Raw genomic sequence first — 20131 nt, forward strand, 5'->3', positions numbered from 1 at the left:
ATTCGCTTCGCCGGAGTAAATGATGAAATCGGTGTTTACTTGGTGGTTGTAGAGCGGCTGTTTCCTGCGCACGATGCGGCTGTCCTTTTAACATCAGTGGTATTGAGACGGAGGATTAATTTCCAGAGCTTACGTCTGCTTCTAACCCCTTAATGCCGGTCACCGCGACTCCTAGGATTGCCGTATCCGTGAGATCGCAGCAGCAATCGCCTTTGCATTCGTGTCCAGTGTTTCCATGGCCACAAATGCGTTATCTGCAACATCCCCTACGCCATTTTCTGAAAGCCATTTCGTGACCTCTTCGATCGCCGCAGCTATGGCATGCTGGTTGTGCAGGAGCAATGTCAGAGCATCTGCCGTGGCGACGTTGGATTCAGAACTGTTTGGCATAGAATCATCCTTGAGCGAGGGTTCTGGAGAGAGTAGCCCAGAGCAATCGAATCATCACCAAAGCCGTGTTCGCTGCACACCATTTTTCGCCTCAGAACAGTGCGCCAGTCCCATATCAGTCCCATATGGCCTTTTTTCAGACACCAAAAACCACAAACCCCCGACTTTCTCTAGGAAAATCAGGGGTTTGTGTTTACTGAATTTGGCGGTGAAGGAGAGATTCGAACTCTCGATACAGTTTCCTGTATACACACTTTCCAGGCGTGCTCCTTAAGCCACTCGGACACTTCACCGTATCTCTTCAAACATGTTCTGTCTGTCGAGGCGCGCTAATGTAGTCGAAAGCTTTTCTGATGGCAAACTTTTTTTCAGAATTTTCATGCGGTTAAGAGAAAAAGTCGTTTTGCCCGTCGGCGGGCCATGGCAAACCGGCCAATCTCCGGTGAGTGCGCGCCTTCTATATAGAAGCAGAATGGCTCACCACGCTGGCTGCACCGGGAAACGGTGACCAGCGGGTCAGTCACGGCGCTTTACCTGGCCTGCGGTGGTGGGTAACGTCTGCCCATCTTTCTTACAAGGAATAGCGTCATGAGTGAGTTGATTTCCTACCACCTCGAAGACGGTATCGCGACCCTGACCTTGAGCAATGGCAAGGTCAATGCCATTTCCCCGGACGTGATTGCGGCGTTCAACGCGGCGCTGGATCAGGCAGTGACTGATCGTGCCATCGTGATCATCACCGGTCAGCCAGGCATTTTGTCCGGCGGCTATGATCTGAAAGTGATGACCGCCGGCCCGAAAGAAGCCGTGGCGCTGGTCACTGCGGGGTCGACTTTGGCCCGTCGTCTGCTTTCTCACCCGTTCCCGGTGATCGTTGCTTGCCCGGGTCATGCCGTGGCCAAAGGCGCGTTTATTCTGCTGTCTGCCGATTACCGCATCGGTGTCGATGGCCCGTTCAGCATTGGCCTGAACGAAGTGCAGATCGGCATGACCATGCACCACGCCGGTATCGAACTGGCCCGTGATCGCCTGCGTCGCTCGGCGTTCCACCGTTCGGTGATCAACGGTGAGATGTTTGATCCGCAAAGTGCTGTGGATGCCGGTTTCCTCGACAAGGTGGTTTCCGCCGAGGAACTGCAAGGCGCCGCCCTCGCCGCCGCACGTCAATTGAAGAAGATCAACATGACCGCGCACAAGAACACCAAACTGAAGGTGCGTAAGGCGCTGCTGGAAACCCTGGATAACGCGATCATCCAGGATCAGGAGCATCTGGGTTAAACCCGGCTCACGCGATGAAGAAAAGCCCGACCGTCGTGTCGGGCTTTTTCTTACACGCTGGGTTGAACATGCCTTGGCTGCTCTAGGACGCGTCTGACGACCGGCTTGGAAACATGCGCTTAAACATCGGCTATCTCCGGACTCTATAGTGGCAATTGCCGAAAACAGTGCACATCCGTACACTGCGCCACCTTTTGCGCCGGTGGGGCCTGAAAATGCTGTTTGTGTTTCGTATGTTGTTGATGGGCCTGCACTTTATTCTCGCGGGTGTGCTTGGGGTTATCCTCGGCCTGTGCCGTCCATTCAATCCGGACAACAGCCGTCTGTGCGCTCGCCTCTACGCTCTGCCGGCGATGTGCATTTTGCGTCTGCGAGTGAAGACCGACGTCAGCGGGTTGATGAACAAGCCCGACAGTTGCGTGATCATTGCGAACCACCAGTCCAACTATGATCTGTTCGTGTTCGGCAATGTCGTGCCGCGCCGTACCGTGTGCATCGGCAAGAAGAGCCTGAAATGGGTACCGTTGTTCGGGCAGTTGTTCTGGCTGGCGGGTAACGTGTTGATCGACCGAGGCAATACGCAAAAAGCTCGCCAGTCGATGGTGACTACCACGAATACGTTGCAGAACGAAAAGACCTCGATCTGGGTGTTCCCCGAAGGCACGCGCAACCTCGGCGAAGAGCTGCTGCCGTTCAAGAAAGGCGCGTTCCAGATGGCGATTGCTGCCGGTGTGCCGATCGTTCCGGTGTGTGTCAGCAGCTACGTCAAGCACATGCGTCTGAACCGCTGGCGCAGCGGGAAAATTCTCATACGCTCGCTGCCGGCAATTCCTACTGCCGGGCTGACCATGGACGACATGCCCATGCTCATCGAGCAGTGCCGCGAGCAGATGCGCGAATGCATCGACGCGATGGATCGCCAACTGCAAGCTGCCTGAAAAACAAACCCGCCCTGTGCGGGTTTTCTTTTGCCGGGTGAACTGTGCAGATTTCACTGACTCTCAAGCAGCGACAAGGCTAAGCTGAAGCCTGGTCTCCCAGTCATCTGCCAAGAAGAAGTGAATCACCACCATGGGTCGAGTTGTTGCTGCTGCGGTGTACAGCGAGGGCAAAAAAGTCACCAATATTACCCTTGATGAAGGCGCGGCCTGGGCCGCGAAGACCGGTCACTTTGTGTGGATCGGTCTGGAAGAGCCGGACGCTCAGGAACTGTCCAATTTGCAACGCCAATTCAACCTGCACGAATTGGCCATCGAAGATGCCTTGGAAAAACATAGCCGACCGAAGCTGGAAACCTTTGGCGACGCTTTGTTTATCGTCACCTACTCGCCCATTCGTGAACACGGGATCCTGCAGTTCATCGAAACCCATATCTTCGCCGGCAAGGGCTACATCATTACCGCACGCAACGGTCACTCGGCGTCCTACGCCCATGTCCGCCAACGTTGTGAGGCGCGTCCGCTGTTGCTGGAGCATGGGGAAGATTTCGTACTTTATGCGCTGCTCGACTTTGTCATCGAAAACTATCAGCCCGTGGGCGAAGCGATCCACGCCGAGATTGATGAGCTGGAGCGCAACGTGCTGTGCAGTGCGTTGAACGAGCACGACATTCAGAAGCTTCACGGATTGCGCCGCGATGTCGTGCGTCTGCGCCGCTATGCCGCGCCGATGGTGGAGATCAGCGAGGAGCTGCAAAAACTGAGCTTCCCGTTCATCGACAAGAACATGCGCCCGTATTTCCGCGACGTGCAGATCCATGTGACGCGGCAAATGGAAGACCTGACGACACTGGCGGACATTGCCAGCCAGACCATCGAGATTGGCGTGTTGCTGGAAGCGTCACGGCAGAGCGTGGTGCAGCGCAAGTTTGCCGCATGGGCGGCGATTCTGGCGTTTCCGACGGCGGTGGCGGGGATTTACGGGATGAATTTCCAGAACATGCCGGAGTTGAGCTGGCATTACGGCTATTTTGGCGTGCTGGGGTTTATCACGGTGGGTTGTGTGAGTTTGTGGGCGAGTTTCAAGAAATCGGGGTGGTTGTAACAGCAGAAGATCCCAGCCTTCGGCAGCTCCTACAGGTGTACTTGATCCCAATGGAGCTGCCGCAGGCTGCGATCTTTTGATCTGCTGTTAGACAGTTTCAGGCTTGTGCGCCACAAACCGCATCATCCATTCCGCGACCGTAGCACCATGGTGTTCCTGCTCCAGGCTCGCCACGCCCGTGCTGTAAATCTGCGTACCCAAGGCTTCCTGACGCAAATCCAGCAACGCGCGCGAGTAGTCGTGGATAAATTCCGGATGCCCCTGGAAGCACAGCACCTGGTCATTGATGTGATACGCCGCAAACGGGCAGAAATCACTGGATGCGATCACCGTGGCGTTTTCCGGTAGTGCGGTGACCTGATCCTGATGGCTGATCAACAGCGTCAGCTCTTCACGCACCGGGCTCATCCACGGAGCCTTTGCCGCGAGCTTGTAGTTGTGGGTGCCGACGCCCCAACCTTGCGTGGCGCGTTCGCTCTTGCCGCCCAGCAACAGCGCCAGCAGTTGATGGCCGAAGCACACGCCGAGCAGCTTGTCGCCACGCTCGTAGCGATTCAGCAAGTATTCCCTGAGGGTTTCGATCCACGGGTCAGTGCCGAAGGAATCGGCCTTGCTGCCAGTGACCAGATACGCATCGAACGTCAGGTCGTCGCTCGGGTATTCGCCCTGCATCACGTTGTACACCGTGAACTCGCCGGCAATCGGTTGCTGCGAGAACAGGCGCTGGAACATCTGCCCGTAACCCTGATATTGATCGACCAGTTCTGGACGCAGGATGTCGGTTTCCAGAATGCAGATGCGTAACGACATAAAAAATACCTGACACGTGATGGGAATAATGAACACCCCAGAGCCTGCCTTGAAACACCCTGGCAAGGCAAGCCCCGGAATGCTCATCGCCCTTAGAACATCTCACCTTTTGCCGCTTTATCCAGCAGCAGCGCAGGCGGTGCGAAACGCTCGCCATACTGTTCGGCCAGATACTGCGCCCGGGCGACGAAATCCTTTACTCCGTACTGATTGATGTACTGCAACGCGCCGCCAGTCCACGCCGCAAAACCGATGCCGAAGATCGATCCTACGTTGGCATCCGCCGTCGAGGTCAGCACGCCCTCCTCCACACAGCGCACGGTTTCGATGGCCTGCACAAACAGCAACCTGTCACGCACGTCCTTCGGCGAAATCTGCCCGTCAGCCTTCTCGAAGCGCGTCTTCAATTCAGGCCACAAATGTTTCTGCCCACCGGCCGGGTACTCGTAGAAACCGCCACCTGCGGCTTTGCCCGGGCGCTTGTATTCGTTGAGCAGCAAGTCAATCACGGCAAACGCCGGGTGTTCAATCAGCGGTTTCCCTTCTGCCTGTAAGTCCTTGGCGGTTTGCTTGCGGATATGACTCATCAGGCTGAGAGAAACTTCGTCGGAGATTGCCAGAGGCCCGACTGGCATCCCGGCCTTGCGCGCTTCGGTCTCGATCATCGGCGCGCTCACACCTTCACCGAGCATGGCGATGCCTTCATTGGTGAACGTGCCGAACACCCGCGAGGTGAAGAAGCCGCGACTGTCGTTGACCACGATCGGCGTTTTCTTGATTTGCAGGACGAAATCAAACCCGCGAGCGAGGGTTTCGTCGCTGGTCTGCGCGCCTTTGATGATTTCCACCAACGGCATTTTTTCCACCGGACTGAAGAAATGCAGGCCGATGAATTTGCTTTGATCCGGTACTGCCGTCGCCAGCCCCGTGATCGGCAAGGTCGAAGTGTTGGAGGCAATCACGGCGTCGGCGCCGACCACTTTCTGCGCCGCCGAAGAGACCCTCGCCTTGAGTTCGCGATCTTCAAAAACCGCCTCGATGATCAAATCGCAACCGGACAGCTCAGCATCGTTTTCGCTGGTATGAATCCGCGCCAGCACTGCCTCACGCTGCGCGGCATCCATCTGACCGCGAGCGACTTTCTTGTCCAGCAACGCCGCCGAATGCGCTTTGCCCTTTTCGGCAGCAGCCAGATTGATGTCCTTGAGCACCACTTCGATACCCGCCGAGGCGCTGACAAAAGCGATCCCCGCGCCCATCATCCCGGCGCCGAGCACACCGACCTTACGCGTAATGAATGGCGCAAAGCCCTGCGGCCGCGAGCCACCGGCATTGATTTCGTTGAGCTGAAACCAGAACGTGCCGATCAGGTTTTTCGAGATCTGGCCGGTGGTCAATTCTGTGAAGTAGCGGGTTTCAATCAAGTGCGCCGTATCGAAATCCACCTGCGCGCCTTCTACCGCCGCGCAGAGAATTTTCTCCGGCGCCGGCAACGTGCCTTGGGTTTTGGTGCGCAGGATCGACGGCGCAATGGCCAACATCTGAGCGACTTTCGGATTCGACGGCGTGCCGCCAGGAATCTGATACCCCTTCACATCCCAACGTTGTACCGCCGTCGGATTGGCAACGATCCAGGCACGCGCCTTGGCCAGCAGTTCATCGCGATCGGCCGCCAGCTCATCAATCAATCCGGCCTGCAAAGCCTGTTGCGGACGGACCTTTTTGCCTTCGAGCAAATACGGCAGCGCCTTCTCGATGCCGAGCATGCGCACCATGCGCACCACCCCGCCGCCACCCGGCAACAAGCCGAGGGTCACCTCCGGCAGACCAAGTTGCACCGACGCATCGTCCAGTGCCACCCGATGATGACACGCCAGACAGATTTCCCATCCGCCGCCGAGTGCCGCGCCGTTGATGGCCGCGACCACTGGCTTACCGAGGGTTTCCAGCGTGCGCAGTTGCCCTTTGAGGGTCAGCACCATGTCGTAGAAGGCTTTGGCTTCAGGCTTGCCAACCTTGATCAACTCATTAAGGTCGCCGCCGGCGAAGAAGGTTTTCTTCGCCGACGTGATGATGACCCCGGCAATGCTTTCTTTTTCAGCCACAAGCCGGGCGACGCAGGCGGCCATTGCCTCGCGGTACACGGCGTTCATGGTGTTGGCGCTCTGGCCCGGCATATCGATGGTGAGGACAATAATGCCGTCCTGACCTTTTTCGTAACGAATGGCTTCGCTCATAACAAGGTTCCTTGAATTCGGGGTTCAGAGGCGTTCGATGATGGTGGCAATGCCCATGCCGCCGCCGACGCACAGCGTCGCCAGGCCATAGCGCAGGCGCCGGGTTTCCAGTTCATCGAGCAAGGTGCCGAGGATCGCGCACCCGGTGGCGCCGAGCGGATGGCCCATCGCGATGGAGCCGCCGTTGACGTTGACCTTGTCCGGATCGACGGCCATGTCCTTGATGAACTTCAACACCACCGAAGCAAACGCTTCGTTGACCTCGAACAGGTCAATGTCCTCCACGCGCAGGCCAGCCTTCGCCAGTGCCTTGCGGGTGGCCGGCGCGGGGCCCGTGAGCATGATGGTTGGATCGGTGCTGGTCACCGCCGTGGCGACAATCCGCGCCCGTGGCTGCAAGCCCAGCGCCCGGCCCTTGGCCTCGGAACCGATCAGCATCAGCGCCGCTCCATCGACGATCCCGGAACTGTTGCCAGGTGTATGTACGTGATTGATCCGTTCGACATGGCTGTAAACCCGCAGCGCTGTCGCGTCGAAACCCATCTGCCCCATCATTTCGAAACTCGGCTTGAGCTTGGCCAAACCTTCCAGGGTCGACTCGGCACGAATGAATTCGTCGTGATCGAGCAGGATGATGCCGTTCTGATCCTGCACCGGCACCAGTGACTTGTTGAACGAGCCATCGGCCCGTGCCCGTGCCGCTTTCTGTTGCGAGTGCAGCGCGTAGGCATCGACATCCTGACGGCTGAAGCCTTCAAGGGTGGCGATCAGGTCGGCGCCGATACCTTGCGGAGTGAAGTGACCCTGCAGGTTGGTTTGCGGATCCAGCGCCCAGGCGCCGCCGTCGCTGCCCATCGGCACGCGTGACATCGACTCGACGCCGCCGACCACCACCAGATCTTCAAATCCCGAACGCACTTTCATCGCGCCGAGGCTCACCGCTTCCAGACCCGAGGCGCAGAAACGGTTGATCTGCACGCCCGCCACGCTGACGTCCCAATCGGCCACTTGCACGGCGGTTTTGGCGATGTCCGAGCCTTGATCGCCAATCGGCGTGACGCAGCCCAGCACCACGTCATCGACCTGGCTGGTGTCCAGCGCCGTGCGCTGTTGCAACGCAGTCAGCAGGCCGGCCACCAGAGTGACCGGTTTGACGCTGTGCAGGGCACCATCAGCCTTGCCTTTGCCGCGCGGCGTGCGTAATGCATCGAAAATCAAAGCTTGGGTCATGACGTCCTCGAACCTGTGCGGTGAGTGAATTCTTGTGCTCCCACTCTTGGCCTGCGCGCTCAAGGATTCAATGACCACAGCGCTCAATGGTGTTGACGCACACGCTCAGACGGACGGTCATCAGGCATCGGGTGAACCGGTTCAGGTCGGCGAGTTGTCTAGCAAGCGGGCGGCGACGGAGCTGGCAATACGCCTCATACCTTTTTAATCGCTGATAGCTGCAGCCCCATATTAAATGGATCTAAGCCAAGCGTGACGCGGGCCCTAAGGTAGAACATGTACGTCGTGGTCGTCGGGTTTTGCCGAGGCAGGCGTTCTTTAACAGGAAGTGCATCGCTTGCCGTCATGGATATGCAGGCAGGCATCAGGAAATAACAAAAAGGCGGTCAAGCCATGTTCAAACAACCGAAAGTTCGTCAAGCAGGGCTCATTCTTTTCGCCACGACACTGTTGCTGATTTTGCCGAATCTGACCAAGGTGATCGGCTGAATCAGGCGACAGTTGCTGGTTATCGCCACTGAAAAATGTCCCTGGCCCGCTACCCGGGCCAGCGTGGGTGTGCCAATCTCTGCACATTTGCACGGCATGGACGGCGATTATTTGAAAGCGCTCATTGTGTTTGGGGCCTTGCTGCTAAGCATGCCCTTGTCAGCCGCACAGCTGGATTTACAGCTGGGCGCAAACAGCCGCATCTGGCAGACCGAGGAGCTACTCAAGCATCCTCAGGTACAAACCCTCACGGTGAAAGACGATGTGTCCTACAAGAAGGACATGACGTATCGCGCCGTGCCCGTGGCGGCGTTGCTGGGCGGAATCAAACCTGAGGATCATCTGCAAGCGGTGGCGCTGGATGGCTTTGCCGCCGAGTTGGCAGCTGCGCCGCTGCTCAACACCCAAGGCTCGCGTGCCTGGCTGGCGATTGAAGACCCCGCGCATCCGTGGCCGCCATTGTCGGCGGGCAAGCACAGCGCCGGGCCGTTCTATCTGGTGTGGACCGATCCACAGGCCGGCAACATCAGCCCGGAGCAATGGCCGTTCGAGGTCGCCAGCATCAAGCGCATGGCGCCCGTGGCTGAGCGCTTCCCGGCCCTGTTGCCGGACCCTGCACTGAAAGCAGATGACCCTGTGAATCAGGGGTTCGCGCTGTTTCAGAAGAACTGCCTGGCCTGCCACCGCTTGAACGGTGCGGGGGATGCGCAGTTTGGGCCGGATCTGAATATTCCGTACAACCCGACCGAGTATTTTGGTGCGGACTTCTTAAAGCGATACATCCGTGATCCGCAGAGTTTGCGCCAATGGCCTCAGGCGAAGATGCCAGGGTTTTCGGCAAAGGTGCTGCCAGAGGAGGATTTGCAGATGTTAGTGGGGTATCTGAAACACATGGTGGGGCGCAAGGTTAAGCCTTGATACCTTGAGCCTTGGGTGGTTATCACTGACCTCATCGCTGGCAAGCCAGCTTGTATGCTGGTACTTGAAGGGAGGAGAAGGGACAAAGCCAGATTCTGACTGTTGACGCAGTACAGATCCGTGGGAGATTTCGCCCCTCCTCCTTTCACCCAAGCGCCGATAAAGAATGCATCTGGCTAGGACCGACGATAGGAACAAGCCTGCGCCCCTGGGTGAGCCCTTCAAGTGTTCAAAACCATATCTCGGGGGATGCTCTATGGCAATGCCGGTTTCTGTCGTAAAGCCTATCGTTGGCGTGGATGTCGCCAAGGATGAACTGGTCATCTACCAGGCTGAGCTGGATTTGCTCGAATCTATTCCCAATGACAAGGCAGCCATCAAAAAATGGCTGAAAGCCTTACCTGCACCGGTTGATCTGGCCATTGAATCGACCAACACCTATCACTTGGCATTCGCCGATATGGCCCATGAAGCCGGGTGCACGATTTACATGGTCGGCGGATACGAGCTGAGTCATTACCGTAAAGGGGTGAAAGTTCGCGCCAAAACCGACGCGCTGGACGCCAAACTGCTAGCTCGTTATCTGAAAAACGAATACGAAGAGCTTCATCCCTGGACCCCGCCATCACCTCTATATCGCCGACTCTTGAGCCTTTTCCGCCGTCGCGCGGCGCTGGTTCAAGCACGGGTTGGTCTGGTGCAAAGCTGGGCAAATGAACCGCTGCTCAAAAGCGCATTTGCTGAGCAAGTGGCCTCAATGCAGAGGCTTGAAACGCTGGTCGAGAAGATGATCAGCGACCAGTTGAAAGAGGCTGGGCTGCTCGCCGATCTGAAGCGTTGCACGAAAGTTGAAGGTATTGGTTTTTTGACAGGGGCCCGTTTGATCGCGACGTTTCAGCGGGGCGACTTCAGAAACGCGGACGCATTTATTGCGTTTTTGGGGATGGATTTGCGAGTGTCGCAGTCAGGACAAAAAGATGGTCGCAGAAGCCTGACCAAACGAGGTGACCCGGAGGCCCGACGGCTGCTGCATAACGCCGCCATGTCGGCCAGTCGCACTTCAGCGTGGAAAGCGTTCTATGAAGAGCAAAGAGCCCGTGGGTTCAGTACCACACAAGCGCTGGTAATCCTGGCACGAAAGCTCGCGCGAGTGGTGTTTGCACTGCTAAAGGGACAGAGCGAATACCAGCCAAAAGCAGGTTGAGGGCTTCCCCTCAACCATAGAATCTCCCACAGGATCACCACTGACTCAAAGTCAGCGCATAACCTGTGGGAGCTGGCTTGCTAGCGATAGCGGTATCCCGAATCTACTGCTGTTGGACAGAGATCACTGGGGTCGGCGATACGAACACCTTCGCATGCATCTGCTCGCACCCACCGCCCCGGCGCATCCCGCGCACCGGACAGGCATCCAGATAATCCAGACCCACCGCCAGCTTCAGGTGTCGCTCCGGGCGCGCCAGCTCATTGGTCACGTCAAAACTGTACCAGGCGTCATCCAGCCAGGCTTCGGCCCAGGCATGGCTGGCCAGGTGTTCGCAATCCTCGCTGTACAGATACCCCGACACATACCGCGAGGGAATCCCGAGACTGCGTGCGCACGCCAGAAACGCATGGGTATGATCCTGGCAGACGCCCGCCCGTCCGGCGAAGGCTTGCATGGCACTGGTGTCGACCGCGGTAGAACCGGGCGTATAGGTCATGTGCTGATTCAGACCGTGCATCAAATCGATGAGTGCCGTGCGGTCGCGGCGTTGCTTGCAGGATTTTTCCGCAAACCCGCGCAGTGCCTCGTCAGCCTCGGTCAAACGGGTAAAGCGCAGAAACGGTAGCGCCGACTGGCTCTCGTGTTCGGCCTCGCGCAATTCGTCGATATCAACCTGACCACGCGCACCGATGATGATCGCTTCATGTGGCTCGTCCATGGTCAGCACATGCAGGATGTTGCCGAACGGATCGAGTTGCGCGCGCACCGGGCGCGGCAGGTCGAGCTGCCAGCTCAGCACGTGTTGACGCTCGCTGTCGTGTGGGGTCAGCCGCAGGTACTGGATGCTCGCCCGCACCTGATCCTCGTAGTGATAGGTGGTCTCGTGGCTAATCGAAAGTCTCATGCAGCCTCCAGGTAGGAACTGTGAATGGCGTTACCCAACTGGCGCACCAGCGGGATGAATTCGGTCAGCCAGGCGTGCAGGCCTTCCTCGAGAATTTCGTTGATGCCGGTGTAGCGCAGGCGCGCGTCCATTTCTGCGGCGAGGCGCTGGGCCGGTCGCCCGTTGGCACCGGGCAACTGCGCGAGAATCTGGTCGATCTCCTCGGTGCAGGCACGCAGCGAACGCGGAACGTCAGCACGCAACAGCAACAGCTCGGCGACATGCCGGGCCCCCGGAGCGTCACGATAGATTTCGGTGTAAGCCTCGAATGATGACAACGCTCGCAGCAATGCACTCCACTGGTAATACGCGTGGGCAGTGCCGTCACTGACGGCTTCGGCCTGATCGCCGGCCATTTCGTAGCGCGCATCGAGCAGCCGCAACGTGTTGTCCGCGCGCTCGATAAAGGTGCCCAGACGAATAAAACGAAACGCATCGTTACGCATGATCGTGCCGTAGGACGCACCGCGGAACAGGTGCGAACGCTCCTTGATCCACTCGCAGAAACGACTCATGCCATAACGGCTGAGCCCCTGCTCGGCGATCCCGCGAATCTCCAGCCACGTGGCGTTGATGTTTTCCCACATGTCCGCCGTGATACGCCCACGCACCGCATGAGCACTGGCCCGCGCCGCGCCGAGGCAGCTGTAGATGCTCGCCGGATTGGCCGCATCAAGGGCGAAGAAGTGCAGCAGGCGTTCGGCATGCAGCGCGCCGTGACGCTCCAGATAATCGTCAAGCGTGCCGGTGATCAACAGTGGCATCGCCAGTTCGTGCAGACCATCGCCCCGACCGTCCTGCGGCATCAGCGACAGCGAATAACTGATGTCGAGCATCCGTGCGAGGTTTTCCGCTCGCTCCAGGTAACGCGACATCCAATACAGATCCGAGGCAGTTCTACTTAACATGGCAAGCTTCCTTCAATCCTCGACCACCCAGGTGTCCTTGGTTCCGCCGCCCTGGGAGGAATTCACCACCAGAGAGCCTTCACGCAGCGCGACACGGGTCAAACCACCGGGTACGACCCGGGTTTCGCGCCCCGACAAGACAAACGGGCGCAAGTCGATATGACGTGGCGCAATGCCGTTTTCGACAAAAGTCGGGCAAGTCGACAGTGACAGCGTCGGTTGTGCGATATACGCGTGAGGTTTGGCCTTGATCCGCTCACGAAAGGCGTCAATTTCCGCCTTCGTCGACGCCGGCCCCACCAACATCCCGTAACCGCCGGAGCCCTGGGTTTCCTTGACCACCAGATCTGGAAGATTGGCCAGCACGTGGGAAAGTTCAGACGGGTTGCGGCATTGCCAGGTCGGCACGTTTTTCAGGATCGGTTCTTCATCGAGATAGAAGCGGATCATGTCGGTGACAAACGGGTAGACCGATTTGTCATCCGCCACGCCGGTACCGATGGCGTTGGCCAGCACCACATTGCCGGAGCGATAGGACGACAGCAGTCCCGGCACACCGAGCATCGAGTCCGGGTTGAACGCCAGCGGATCCAGAAACGCATCGTCGAGGCGGCGGTAAATCACGTCCACGGCTTTCGGGCCGTCGGTAGTGCGCATGAAGACCTTGTCGTCACGCACGAACAGATCCGCGCCCTCCACCAGTTCAACACCCATCTCTCGCGCCAGAAACGCATGCTCGAAAAACGCACTATTGAAGCGCCCGGGCGTCAGCACCACCACGCTGGGGTCGTCGATGGGGCTGGAGCTTTTAAGGGTGTCGAGCAACAGGTTCGGATAATGGTCGATCGGCGCAATGCGCTGGGCGGCGAACAGTTCCGGGAACAGGCGCATCATCATTTTGCGGTCTTCGAGCATGTAGCTCACGCCGCTCGGGGTGCGCAAATTGTCTTCGAGCACGTAATAGGTGCCGTCGCCATCGCGCACCAGATCGACGCCGGAGATATGCGAGTAGATGTCTCGGTGCAGATCCAGCCCCTGCATCGCCAACTGATACTGCTCGTTGGCCAGCACCTGCTCGGCGGGAATGATTCCGGCCTTGATGATGCGCTGCTCGTGATAGAGATCGGCGAGGAACATGTTCAACGCCTTGACCCGCTGAATGCAGCCGCGCTCGACGATCCGCCATTCGCTGGCGGGAATGCTGCGCGGAATGGTGTCGAAAGGAATCAGGCGCTCAGTGCCCTGCTCGTCCCCATAGAGCGTGAAAGTAATCCCGGCGCGATGGAACAGCAGATCGGCCTCGCGTCGCCGTTGTGCCAGCAGCTCATCAGGCGTGTCGGCCAGCCAACGGGCAAATTCCCGGTAATGCGGGCGAACCTGGCCGCCGGCATCGTACATCTCATCAAAATAGGTGCGGATCATGCCGTACTCCTTGTCACCCGGACCTACAGGCCTTCGCAAGGCCCGTGCCATCGGCATAAACGCTTTGATATCAATCGGTTGGATATTCACGTCGCAGGCGCCGCACCATTCCTGTGCAGCAAATGCCCCCACCTGATCGCCCCCGCTTCATTGCGACGCACTGCATCGCCTATCACCAGCATAGTCAGAGTTGATTTCACTGCTCGGCGTCAGCTACGGATAATCCGCGCATTCGCTGAACAAACTTCTACGCAGAAGTCTTCAGCCCCACTGATCCGCACTGCCAACGCAGCCCGCAAAGCCTTAACCCTGACCGGTTTCCTCTCCTTATCGGTCTTCCCTTTAGCCACCCTCTCCGGTGGCTTTTTTTTGCCTGTTTGAAACGTTTTGAAAGCAAAAGCAAAAGATCGCAGCCTTCGGCAGCTCCTACAGGTGATGGGCTGCAGGAGCTGCCGAAGGCTGCGATCTTTTGATTTTCAAAAACAACAACGGCCGACCCAAAGGCCAGCCGTTGCTTACGTTCAGGCAAGAGATCAGTTCAGACGGTAGCGACTGCGCACCTCCTGCTTCACGCCCCAGCCCTCGATGATGCCGCCCAATGGCTCGACCACGGCAGAAAAGCCCTGCTCGAAATCGCCAATATCGTCATAGGTTGCGTACATCACTTTGCTTAACTCCAGAGACCACGCACCGTCGTCGCGCGCGCTGACCTGGGCATTGATGGATTCACCGCGAAATTTTCCTGCTGCCCTGCGCGCCCGCTCCTCGTCCGGGAAAATCGCGTAGAACTCGATGGGATGGAATCGGGAAAAATCGAAACCGCCTTCTTTCATGCGGCGCAGAACATTGCTGCTGATGTCTTCTTGATAGGCTGTGCTCATGAATCGTCCCCCTCGGATAGATGGATAGACTTTCCGTATTCCCGCCCCGGGCCTGACAGGCCAAAGCACTACTGCAACGTGGTTGCTGCGGGAAACAAGCATGTAGCTGACAAGACCAGACCTTAGCGATCCGTTCGCTGATCTCGCTTGCAGAGTAGCCCCAAGATAGAGCCGCTGCCAAGGCCTGGTGATTGAAGTGACAGGAAATTTTCAGACGGGAGTGATGCTGATGATTTCTATACCGTTCTGGGTTTTGAGGCTTTTGACGGCCGCATCGGGAGTACGCCCCTCCAGATCGTTGAGATCCAGTTTGGCGGCGACGGGCAGGAACCGTTCCTTGATGAGCTTGGCGGCGTGCTCGTGATTCGGGCATTCCTCGCACTCGAAGACTTCGTCGACTGATTCACCATGATCATCCACGAAAGTGACTTTCCACTTTTGCATCGGAGCCTCCTCGATCAAACCCGCAAATGGGCTTACCTCTATCTCGACTTTCGGCGTGATTGATCGTTCAAAAGGATGCAGCGCGCGACCATAAAAAAACATCATTGACGGTGCAGATAAGCTGTTGTGGGAGCGAGCCTGCTCGCGAAGGCGCTTGTCCATCCAGCAAAAGTGTTGGCTGACAGTACGCTTTCGCGAGCAGGCTCGCTCCCACAGGGGTTTTGCCGTGTTCTATTAGTCGTTGCTTGGCTTGTTGATCGCCTGCAATACGTATTGAGGCATTGCAAACGCGCCGATGTGGATTTCCGGGTTGTAGTAGCGGGTGACGATGCCACTGCCGATGAAGCGCTGTTGCAGGGTTTCGCGGCTCAGCTTGCGGTACGACGTGTTAGTCGAGCCCCAGGCGAAGGTCATCGAACCGCCGATGTAGGTCGGCACCGCCGCTTGATAGAAATGCCAGTCCGGGAACAGGCTGCGCAGGCGACCGGCAGTGGTTTTGACTTCTTCGATCTGCATGAACGGCGTGCCGTTCTGGGTCACGAGAATGCCGCCTTCGTTCAGGCAACGGTGGCAGGCCTGGTAGAAGTTTTCCGAGAACAGCACTTCGCCAGGGCCGATCGGATCGGTGGAGTCGGAAATGATCACGTCGAATTTTTCGGTGGTAGTGGCGACGAAGCGCATGCCGTCATCGATCACCAGGTTCAGCCGAGGATCGTCGTAAGCACCCTTGGAGTGCTCCGGCAGAAACTCTTTGCACATCTCGACCACGGTGCCGTCGATCTCGACCATGGTGATGTGCTCGACGCCAGCGTGCTTGGTCACTTCGCGCAGCATGCCACCGTCACCACCACCGATGATCAGCACGCGCTTGGCGGCGCCATGGGCGAGGATCGGTACGTGGGTGAGCATTTCGTGGTAGATGAATTCGTCGGCTTCGGTGGTCTGGATCACACCGTCAAGCGCCATGACACGGCCCATGCGCGGGTTCTGGAAGATCACCAGGTGCTGGTGTTCGGTGCGCACTTCGTGCAGCAGTTTTTCCATGCGAAAACGCTGGCCGTAGCCTTCGTACAGGGTTTCCAGGTATTCGCTGGTTTTGGTGACGGTCATGGTCAAGTGCTCCGATGAATGCGCGGGCCTGGATCGTGGAGACGATTGCCCGGGAAAGGCGCGCATTCTACGTTGCCGAAGATGACAGGTCGAACCTCACTTTATCTGCAAACCACAGAACCCTGTGGGAGCTGGCTTGCCAGCTCCCACAGGGTTCGGGATGGTTTCGAATGTAGCGGTCAGATCCGGACGTTGCCCCGTGGCCCGGCGATTGCCCAGATGATCAGGCCCAGCACTGGCAGGAGGATGATCAGCAGCACCCAGACGATTTTCATCCCGGTGGAGACGCCGCTTTTCAGCACATTGATGATGGCCCAGATATCGAGGGCAAGAATGATCAGGCCAATCAGACCGTTGAACGTGGAACCCATGGTGTCGCTCCAGAATAGTGGCATGCACTTTTAGGATAGACGGTCGCGTGCAGGGTTCCCTTTTATTGTGCTCAAACGTGAACGGCGACCTTCAAGGCTTCCAGCGAAGGCGCAGCGGCGATGCCAATTTGTGCACACAACTCGAGGACTCGCGGCACGTCGTTGCCGTAGACCAGCACCATTTGCAGCTCATCGTCGAGCAACTGGCTGAAGTTCATCAGCGTGTAACCGCCGTTTTCCTTGTTCAGGCTGCTCATCTGCACCTGAATGCGGTTAAGGGCGGTCAGTGCTTCGGTTTTGGCCAGTTGCTTGGGCTTGAGGTTGAAGTCCACGGTCGGGCCGAACGAGGCGACGATCTGAGCGAACAGGTCGACGTAGGTGTCAGCCTGGAACAACACGGTCTCCGGCAGGCTGCCGACCACAACCCACTCACCCAGTGCGATCGGGAAAGTGTCGTCGTAGTTGATGTCCGGGTTGGCAGCCAGAAAAGCGTCGGCATCGGCGTAGGCCTGCGCGGCTTCGTCGGCCACCTTCAGGATCTCGTCCTCGCCCATGCAGCCGGAGCTGATTTTGCTGATGAGTTCGACGAGCGCGGCTTTCATGAGGGCGGATCCTGTGGCGAAGATGGTTTTTGAGGGCGCGGAGGATAGCGCACAAAGTAAAAGATCGTCAGCCCAGCAATTTTTCCAGCTGCGCCGTGGTATCCACTGCACCCATGGTCCGGGCAGCGTCGAGCGCAGTAACGCCATTGGCATCCTTGGCTTTCGGGTCGGCGCCCTTGCTGATCAGGTAGTCAACGATTTCAACACGGTTGAACATCGCCGCCATCATCAGTGCAGTCCGGCCATCAAAGGACGAGCCTTCGATTTCAGCGCCCGCTTCAACCAGTGCCTTGACCACCGCAAGATCGCCCTTGAACGCCGCACCGGCAATCGGGCTCTGGCCGTTGGCATTGCGCAACTCGGGATCAGCCTTGTGTTTAAGCAGCACCTGCACGGCATCGACATGGCCGTAATAGCTGGCAAGCATCAGCAAGGTATCGCCCTTGCTGTTTTTCAGGTTCACCGGCAAACCGGCGCTGACCAGTCGATCGAGCATCAGTGCATCACCGTCGCGCGCCTTGTTGAAAACCTGCTCGGTGAATTCGGCAGCTTCCTCAGGGGTCATCTGGCGGCTTTGGTCGGACATGGGGCAACTCCACTTCGGTCTATCGGAAAGTCGACAGTTTCCCGAGCCCGACGATAGCTGTCACCCCCTTTTTCTGAAAATTGCCCATAGCCAGAATCAATAACGGTATTTGCCCTGATGGATTTCAGCCAACACTTCATCGGTAACCTGCACGTAGGTTTGCGTGCCGGGTAGCCAGGCGAAAATCGGATCGTCGCCTGTCTGGCCTGGGTCGAAGCCTTCGTTTTTCAGGCGCGTTTTCTGATATTTGAACGTGCCGGTGGTTTCCATTTTCACCTTCACCCGCAGAAACAACGGCACCGCATAGGCCGGCAGGCGTTGCCGTGCGAATGCCAGCAATTCGGCGAAATCCAGCGTCGCCAAGGATTCAGCCGGGGTAATCGCCGCCATTCCGGCACGGCCGTTGGTGTTGTGGATTTCCACGCCATACGCCACAGCTTCGCAAATCTGCGGATGTTGCAGCAGCAGGTTTTCGACTTCTGTGGTCGAGACGTTTTCGCCCTTCCAGCGGTAGGTGTCGCCCAGGCGATCAACAAACTGGGCATGACCGAAACCGATGTTGCGCAGCAGGTCGCCGGTGTTGAAAAAGCGATCGCCTTTGCTAAATACATCGTGCAGCACAACCTTGGCGGTCTTCTGCGGATCGGTATAACCGTCCAGTGGCGCCTTTTCGTCGATTCGCGCCAGCAACAAGCCCTGCTCGCCCTTGCCGACCTTGCGCATGAAACCGTCAGCACTGCGCACCGGCTGGCCGCTGTCATGGTCGTAAGCCACCAGTTCCCAGGCCATCAGCGAAAAACCGATGGTGTTGTCGAAGTTGAGAATATTGGTGAAACCGATATTGCCGTCGCTCGCCGCATACAGCTCGCAGATGTGCTCGACGGCAAAGCGTGTCTTGAACTCGGCCCATGCGCCGGGGCGCAAGCCGTTGCCGATCATCTTGCGCACGCCGTGACGGTTGTCGTCGGCGCTGGCCGGTTGATCGACCAGATAGCGGCACAACTCACCGACGTAACCAATGGTGGTCGCGCGATAGCGGCGCACGTCGCTCCAAAACTGACTGGCGCTGAATTTACGGCGTATCGCAAAACCCGATGCGCCGTTGATCGCCGAGCCCCAGCACACACACAGGCCCGTGGCGTGGTAAAGCGGCAAGGTGCAGTAGACGACATCGTCGGGGCGCATGTTCAGCGCGATCATGCCGAAGCTGGTCGAACTGCGCATCCAGCGACCATGCTTGAACACCCCGGCCTTGGGCAGGCCGGTGGTGCCGGAGGTGTAGATGTAGAAACACGGGTCGTCGAAAAATACCTGTTGGCTGCTTGGCGGATTTTCACTGGAAGCATCGACACTGGCGCTGATCAGGTTGACGTAGCCTTCGGGCGCAATGCCCGGATGGTTGCAGGTGTCCTGATCGGCAACAAACCAGCTGCGTTGCGGCGCAATCGAGACTTGATCGCGCACCGCAGCGAACGCCGGCAGCAGTTCTTCGCCGACAACAATCGCCACCGGCGCGACGAGATTCACGCTGTGAATCAGCGTGTCATGGGTCAGCGAGGTATTGAGCAGCGCGCTGACGGCACCGAGCTTGGCCAGTGCCAGAATCGTCACCAGCAACTCCGGGCGATTCTCGATAAAAACCGCGACCACATCGCCCTTGCCGATGCCCTGCTCGCTCAGATAGTGGGCGATGCGATTGGCCCACTGGTTGACCTGCGAATAGCTCAACGAAACCTCGCCCTGCAATAGCGCCGGGCCATCGGGATTGCGCAGAGTCGCTTGTTCGAACGTCCAGCTAAGGCCACAGCTTTGGGTCGGATCCGTGACGTTGGCGACCTTCATGCCTTTGACCACTCGGGGAATGGCCTTGGCAATCATCGGCAGCTTGCGGAGCATCATGCCCCAGGTAATCGTGTCGCTTGGCGCGTGACTCATGGAAGCTCCCCGTTCGACCTTGGCGTGGTGGCCGATGTTTTTTTATTTTCGGGCTAGTGCAACCGTCGCATTCGAGCGAGGGTCGAGACTGAAAGTACGTCAGCCCTTCTCAGGCTGTACACGCGGTTTTTGCAATGTTTTGTATCCGCCCGGGCGGCGGCGATGTCGATGATTCAGAAAAGCCCGATTGGTTCCGTTAATTGCTCAATGATCCCGCAAAATGCAGGATGCACGATGGCCATTCATGCAGTTTGCACGACACCTCAAAATCGTCTTATTTTTAAGCTATTGATTTATAACGATTTTATTTTTATTCGGTGCTGGCAC

Annotated in this window: 19 protein-coding genes and 1 tRNA gene; 5 read left to right on the forward strand and 15 right to left on the reverse strand. The window is 57.8% G+C overall.

Annotated elements, in window-relative coordinates:
- Positions 1-171: 171 nt before the first annotated feature.
- Together AB4P92_RS06565 and AB4P92_RS06570 are read right to left on the reverse strand one after the other, a co-directional pair.
- Positions 172-390 carry a hypothetical protein gene (locus AB4P92_RS06565; protein ID WP_395599157.1) on the reverse strand — a complete coding sequence of 73 codons (219 nt, stop codon included), beginning with the start codon at positions 388-390 and terminating at the stop codon, positions 172-174.
- 203 nt (positions 391-593) lie between these two features.
- Positions 594-683: transfer RNA gene (locus AB4P92_RS06570), tRNA-Ser, on the reverse strand.
- Positions 684-978: 295 nt separating this feature from the next.
- Here AB4P92_RS06570 and AB4P92_RS06575 point away from each other — a divergent pair.
- From AB4P92_RS06575 to AB4P92_RS06585, 3 genes are all read left to right on the forward strand, one after another.
- A complete protein-coding gene (locus tag AB4P92_RS06575) occupies positions 979-1668 on the forward strand; it encodes a crotonase/enoyl-CoA hydratase family protein (protein WP_042558469.1) in 690 nt (229 codons plus the stop codon).
- A gap of 215 nt (positions 1669-1883) precedes the next feature.
- Positions 1884-2606 (forward strand): lysophospholipid acyltransferase family protein, encoded by a 723-nt coding sequence (locus tag AB4P92_RS06580; RefSeq protein WP_395599158.1) that lies wholly within the window; start codon positions 1884-1886, stop codon positions 2604-2606.
- A 133-nt stretch (positions 2607-2739) separates the two neighbouring features.
- A complete protein-coding gene (locus tag AB4P92_RS06585; RefSeq protein ID WP_042558467.1) occupies positions 2740-3711 on the forward strand; it encodes a magnesium and cobalt transport protein CorA in 972 nt (323 codons plus the stop codon).
- An 87-nt stretch (positions 3712-3798) separates the two neighbouring features.
- On the opposite strand, the gene AB4P92_RS06590 is transcribed toward AB4P92_RS06585, so the two are convergent.
- The 3 genes from AB4P92_RS06590 to AB4P92_RS06600 all read right to left on the reverse strand — a co-directional run bounded on the left by AB4P92_RS06590 (position 3799) and on the right by AB4P92_RS06600 (position 7988).
- The gene (locus tag AB4P92_RS06590; RefSeq protein WP_395599159.1) at positions 3799-4521 is read right to left on the reverse strand and encodes an amidotransferase; all 723 of its coding nucleotides are present in this window, start codon (positions 4519-4521) and stop codon (positions 3799-3801) included.
- 92 nt (positions 4522-4613) lie between these two features.
- Positions 4614-6758: a 3-hydroxyacyl-CoA dehydrogenase NAD-binding domain-containing protein gene (locus tag AB4P92_RS06595; protein WP_395599160.1), complete on the reverse strand. Its 2145-nt coding sequence runs from the start codon at positions 6756-6758 to the stop codon at positions 4614-4616.
- Between the two features lie 24 nt (positions 6759-6782).
- Positions 6783-7988 carry an acetyl-CoA C-acetyltransferase gene (locus tag AB4P92_RS06600; RefSeq protein WP_395599161.1) on the reverse strand — a complete coding sequence of 402 codons (1206 nt, stop codon included), beginning with the start codon at positions 7986-7988 and terminating at the stop codon, positions 6783-6785.
- A 585-nt stretch (positions 7989-8573) separates the two neighbouring features.
- On the opposite strand from AB4P92_RS06600, the gene AB4P92_RS06605 reads away from it, so the two are divergent.
- Both AB4P92_RS06605 and AB4P92_RS06610 read left to right on the forward strand, forming a co-directional pair.
- Complete coding sequence (locus AB4P92_RS06605; protein WP_395599659.1) at positions 8574-9395, forward strand: c-type cytochrome; 822 nt, start codon at positions 8574-8576, stop codon at positions 9393-9395.
- 256 nt (positions 9396-9651) lie between these two features.
- Positions 9652-10599, forward strand: coding sequence for a transposase (locus AB4P92_RS06610; protein ID WP_261736686.1), 948 nt, complete (start codon positions 9652-9654; stop codon positions 10597-10599).
- Between the two features lie 103 nt (positions 10600-10702).
- Here AB4P92_RS06610 and AB4P92_RS06615 read toward each other — a convergent pair whose 3' ends face one another.
- From AB4P92_RS06615 to AB4P92_RS06660, 10 genes are all read right to left on the reverse strand, one after another.
- The gene (locus AB4P92_RS06615; protein ID WP_042558462.1) at positions 10703-11506 is read right to left on the reverse strand and encodes a transglutaminase family protein; all 804 of its coding nucleotides are present in this window, start codon (positions 11504-11506) and stop codon (positions 10703-10705) included.
- Positions 11503-12453 carry an alpha-E domain-containing protein gene (locus tag AB4P92_RS06620; protein WP_007914063.1) on the reverse strand — a complete coding sequence of 317 codons (951 nt, stop codon included), beginning with the start codon at positions 12451-12453 and terminating at the stop codon, positions 11503-11505. Before AB4P92_RS06620 ends, AB4P92_RS06615 begins: the two co-directional genes overlap by 4 nt.
- A gap of 12 nt (positions 12454-12465) precedes the next feature.
- Entirely contained in the window at positions 12466-13875 is a 1410-nt protein-coding gene (locus AB4P92_RS06625; protein ID WP_007914061.1) for a circularly permuted type 2 ATP-grasp protein, read from the reverse strand.
- Between the two features lie 533 nt (positions 13876-14408).
- Entirely contained in the window at positions 14409-14756 is a 348-nt protein-coding gene (locus AB4P92_RS06630; RefSeq protein WP_042558460.1) for a ribonuclease E inhibitor RraB, read from the reverse strand.
- A 210-nt stretch (positions 14757-14966) separates the two neighbouring features.
- The gene (locus AB4P92_RS06635) at positions 14967-15200 is read right to left on the reverse strand and encodes a hypothetical protein (protein ID WP_200610606.1); all 234 of its coding nucleotides are present in this window, start codon (positions 15198-15200) and stop codon (positions 14967-14969) included.
- A 234-nt stretch (positions 15201-15434) separates the two neighbouring features.
- Entirely contained in the window at positions 15435-16310 is an 876-nt protein-coding gene (speE, locus tag AB4P92_RS06640) for a polyamine aminopropyltransferase (RefSeq protein WP_042558458.1), read from the reverse strand.
- Between the two features lie 179 nt (positions 16311-16489).
- Complete coding sequence (locus tag AB4P92_RS06645; protein ID WP_042558457.1) at positions 16490-16681, reverse strand: PLDc N-terminal domain-containing protein; 192 nt, start codon at positions 16679-16681, stop codon at positions 16490-16492.
- Positions 16682-16752: 71 nt separating this feature from the next.
- Complete coding sequence (locus tag AB4P92_RS06650) at positions 16753-17283, reverse strand: hypothetical protein (RefSeq protein WP_261737257.1); 531 nt, start codon at positions 17281-17283, stop codon at positions 16753-16755.
- A gap of 67 nt (positions 17284-17350) precedes the next feature.
- On the reverse strand, positions 17351-17869 hold the full coding sequence (locus AB4P92_RS06655) for an ankyrin repeat domain-containing protein (protein WP_042558455.1): 519 nt from the start codon (positions 17867-17869) through the stop codon (positions 17351-17353).
- 96 nt (positions 17870-17965) lie between these two features.
- On the reverse strand, positions 17966-19804 hold the full coding sequence (locus AB4P92_RS06660; RefSeq protein ID WP_395599162.1) for a long-chain-acyl-CoA synthetase: 1839 nt from the start codon (positions 19802-19804) through the stop codon (positions 17966-17968).
- Positions 19805-20131 lie beyond the last annotated feature (327 nt).

The organism is Pseudomonas sp. A0308, assembly GCF_044218815.1.
In the GTDB taxonomy this organism is placed as follows: domain Bacteria; phylum Pseudomonadota; class Gammaproteobacteria; order Pseudomonadales; family Pseudomonadaceae; genus Aquipseudomonas; species Aquipseudomonas iridis.

Coding starts and splice junctions, on each gene's coding strand:
- AB4P92_RS06565 (WP_395599157.1), bottom strand. CDS start 390: ATGCCAAACAGTTCTGAATCCAACGTCGCCACGGCAGATGCTCTGACA.
- AB4P92_RS06575 (WP_042558469.1), top strand. CDS start 979: ATGAGTGAGTTGATTTCCTACCACCTCGAAGACGGTATCGCGACCCTG.
- AB4P92_RS06580 (WP_395599158.1), top strand. CDS start 1,884: ATGCTGTTTGTGTTTCGTATGTTGTTGATGGGCCTGCACTTTATTCTC.
- AB4P92_RS06585 (WP_042558467.1), top strand. CDS start 2,740: ATGGGTCGAGTTGTTGCTGCTGCGGTGTACAGCGAGGGCAAAAAAGTC.
- AB4P92_RS06590 (WP_395599159.1), bottom strand. CDS start 4,521: ATGTCGTTACGCATCTGCATTCTGGAAACCGACATCCTGCGTCCAGAA.
- AB4P92_RS06595 (WP_395599160.1), bottom strand. CDS start 6,758: ATGAGCGAAGCCATTCGTTACGAAAAAGGTCAGGACGGCATTATTGTC.
- AB4P92_RS06600 (WP_395599161.1), bottom strand. CDS start 7,988: ATGACCCAAGCTTTGATTTTCGATGCATTACGCACGCCGCGCGGCAAA.
- AB4P92_RS06605 (WP_395599659.1), top strand. CDS start 8,574: ATGGACGGCGATTATTTGAAAGCGCTCATTGTGTTTGGGGCCTTGCTG.
- AB4P92_RS06610 (WP_261736686.1), top strand. CDS start 9,652: ATGGCAATGCCGGTTTCTGTCGTAAAGCCTATCGTTGGCGTGGATGTC.
- AB4P92_RS06615 (WP_042558462.1), bottom strand. CDS start 11,506: ATGAGACTTTCGATTAGCCACGAGACCACCTATCACTACGAGGATCAG.
- AB4P92_RS06620 (WP_007914063.1), bottom strand. CDS start 12,453: ATGTTAAGTAGAACTGCCTCGGATCTGTATTGGATGTCGCGTTACCTG.
- AB4P92_RS06625 (WP_007914061.1), bottom strand. CDS start 13,875: ATGATCCGCACCTATTTTGATGAGATGTACGATGCCGGCGGCCAGGTT.
- AB4P92_RS06630 (WP_042558460.1), bottom strand. CDS start 14,756: ATGAGCACAGCCTATCAAGAAGACATCAGCAGCAATGTTCTGCGCCGC.
- AB4P92_RS06635 (WP_200610606.1), bottom strand. CDS start 15,200: ATGCAAAAGTGGAAAGTCACTTTCGTGGATGATCATGGTGAATCAGTC.
- speE (WP_042558458.1), bottom strand. CDS start 16,310: ATGACCGTCACCAAAACCAGCGAATACCTGGAAACCCTGTACGAAGGC.
- AB4P92_RS06645 (WP_042558457.1), bottom strand. CDS start 16,681: ATGGGTTCCACGTTCAACGGTCTGATTGGCCTGATCATTCTTGCCCTC.
- AB4P92_RS06650 (WP_261737257.1), bottom strand. CDS start 17,283: ATGAAAGCCGCGCTCGTCGAACTCATCAGCAAAATCAGCTCCGGCTGC.
- AB4P92_RS06655 (WP_042558455.1), bottom strand. CDS start 17,869: ATGTCCGACCAAAGCCGCCAGATGACCCCTGAGGAAGCTGCCGAATTC.
- AB4P92_RS06660 (WP_395599162.1), bottom strand. CDS start 19,804: ATGAGTCACGCGCCAAGCGACACGATTACCTGGGGCATGATGCTCCGC.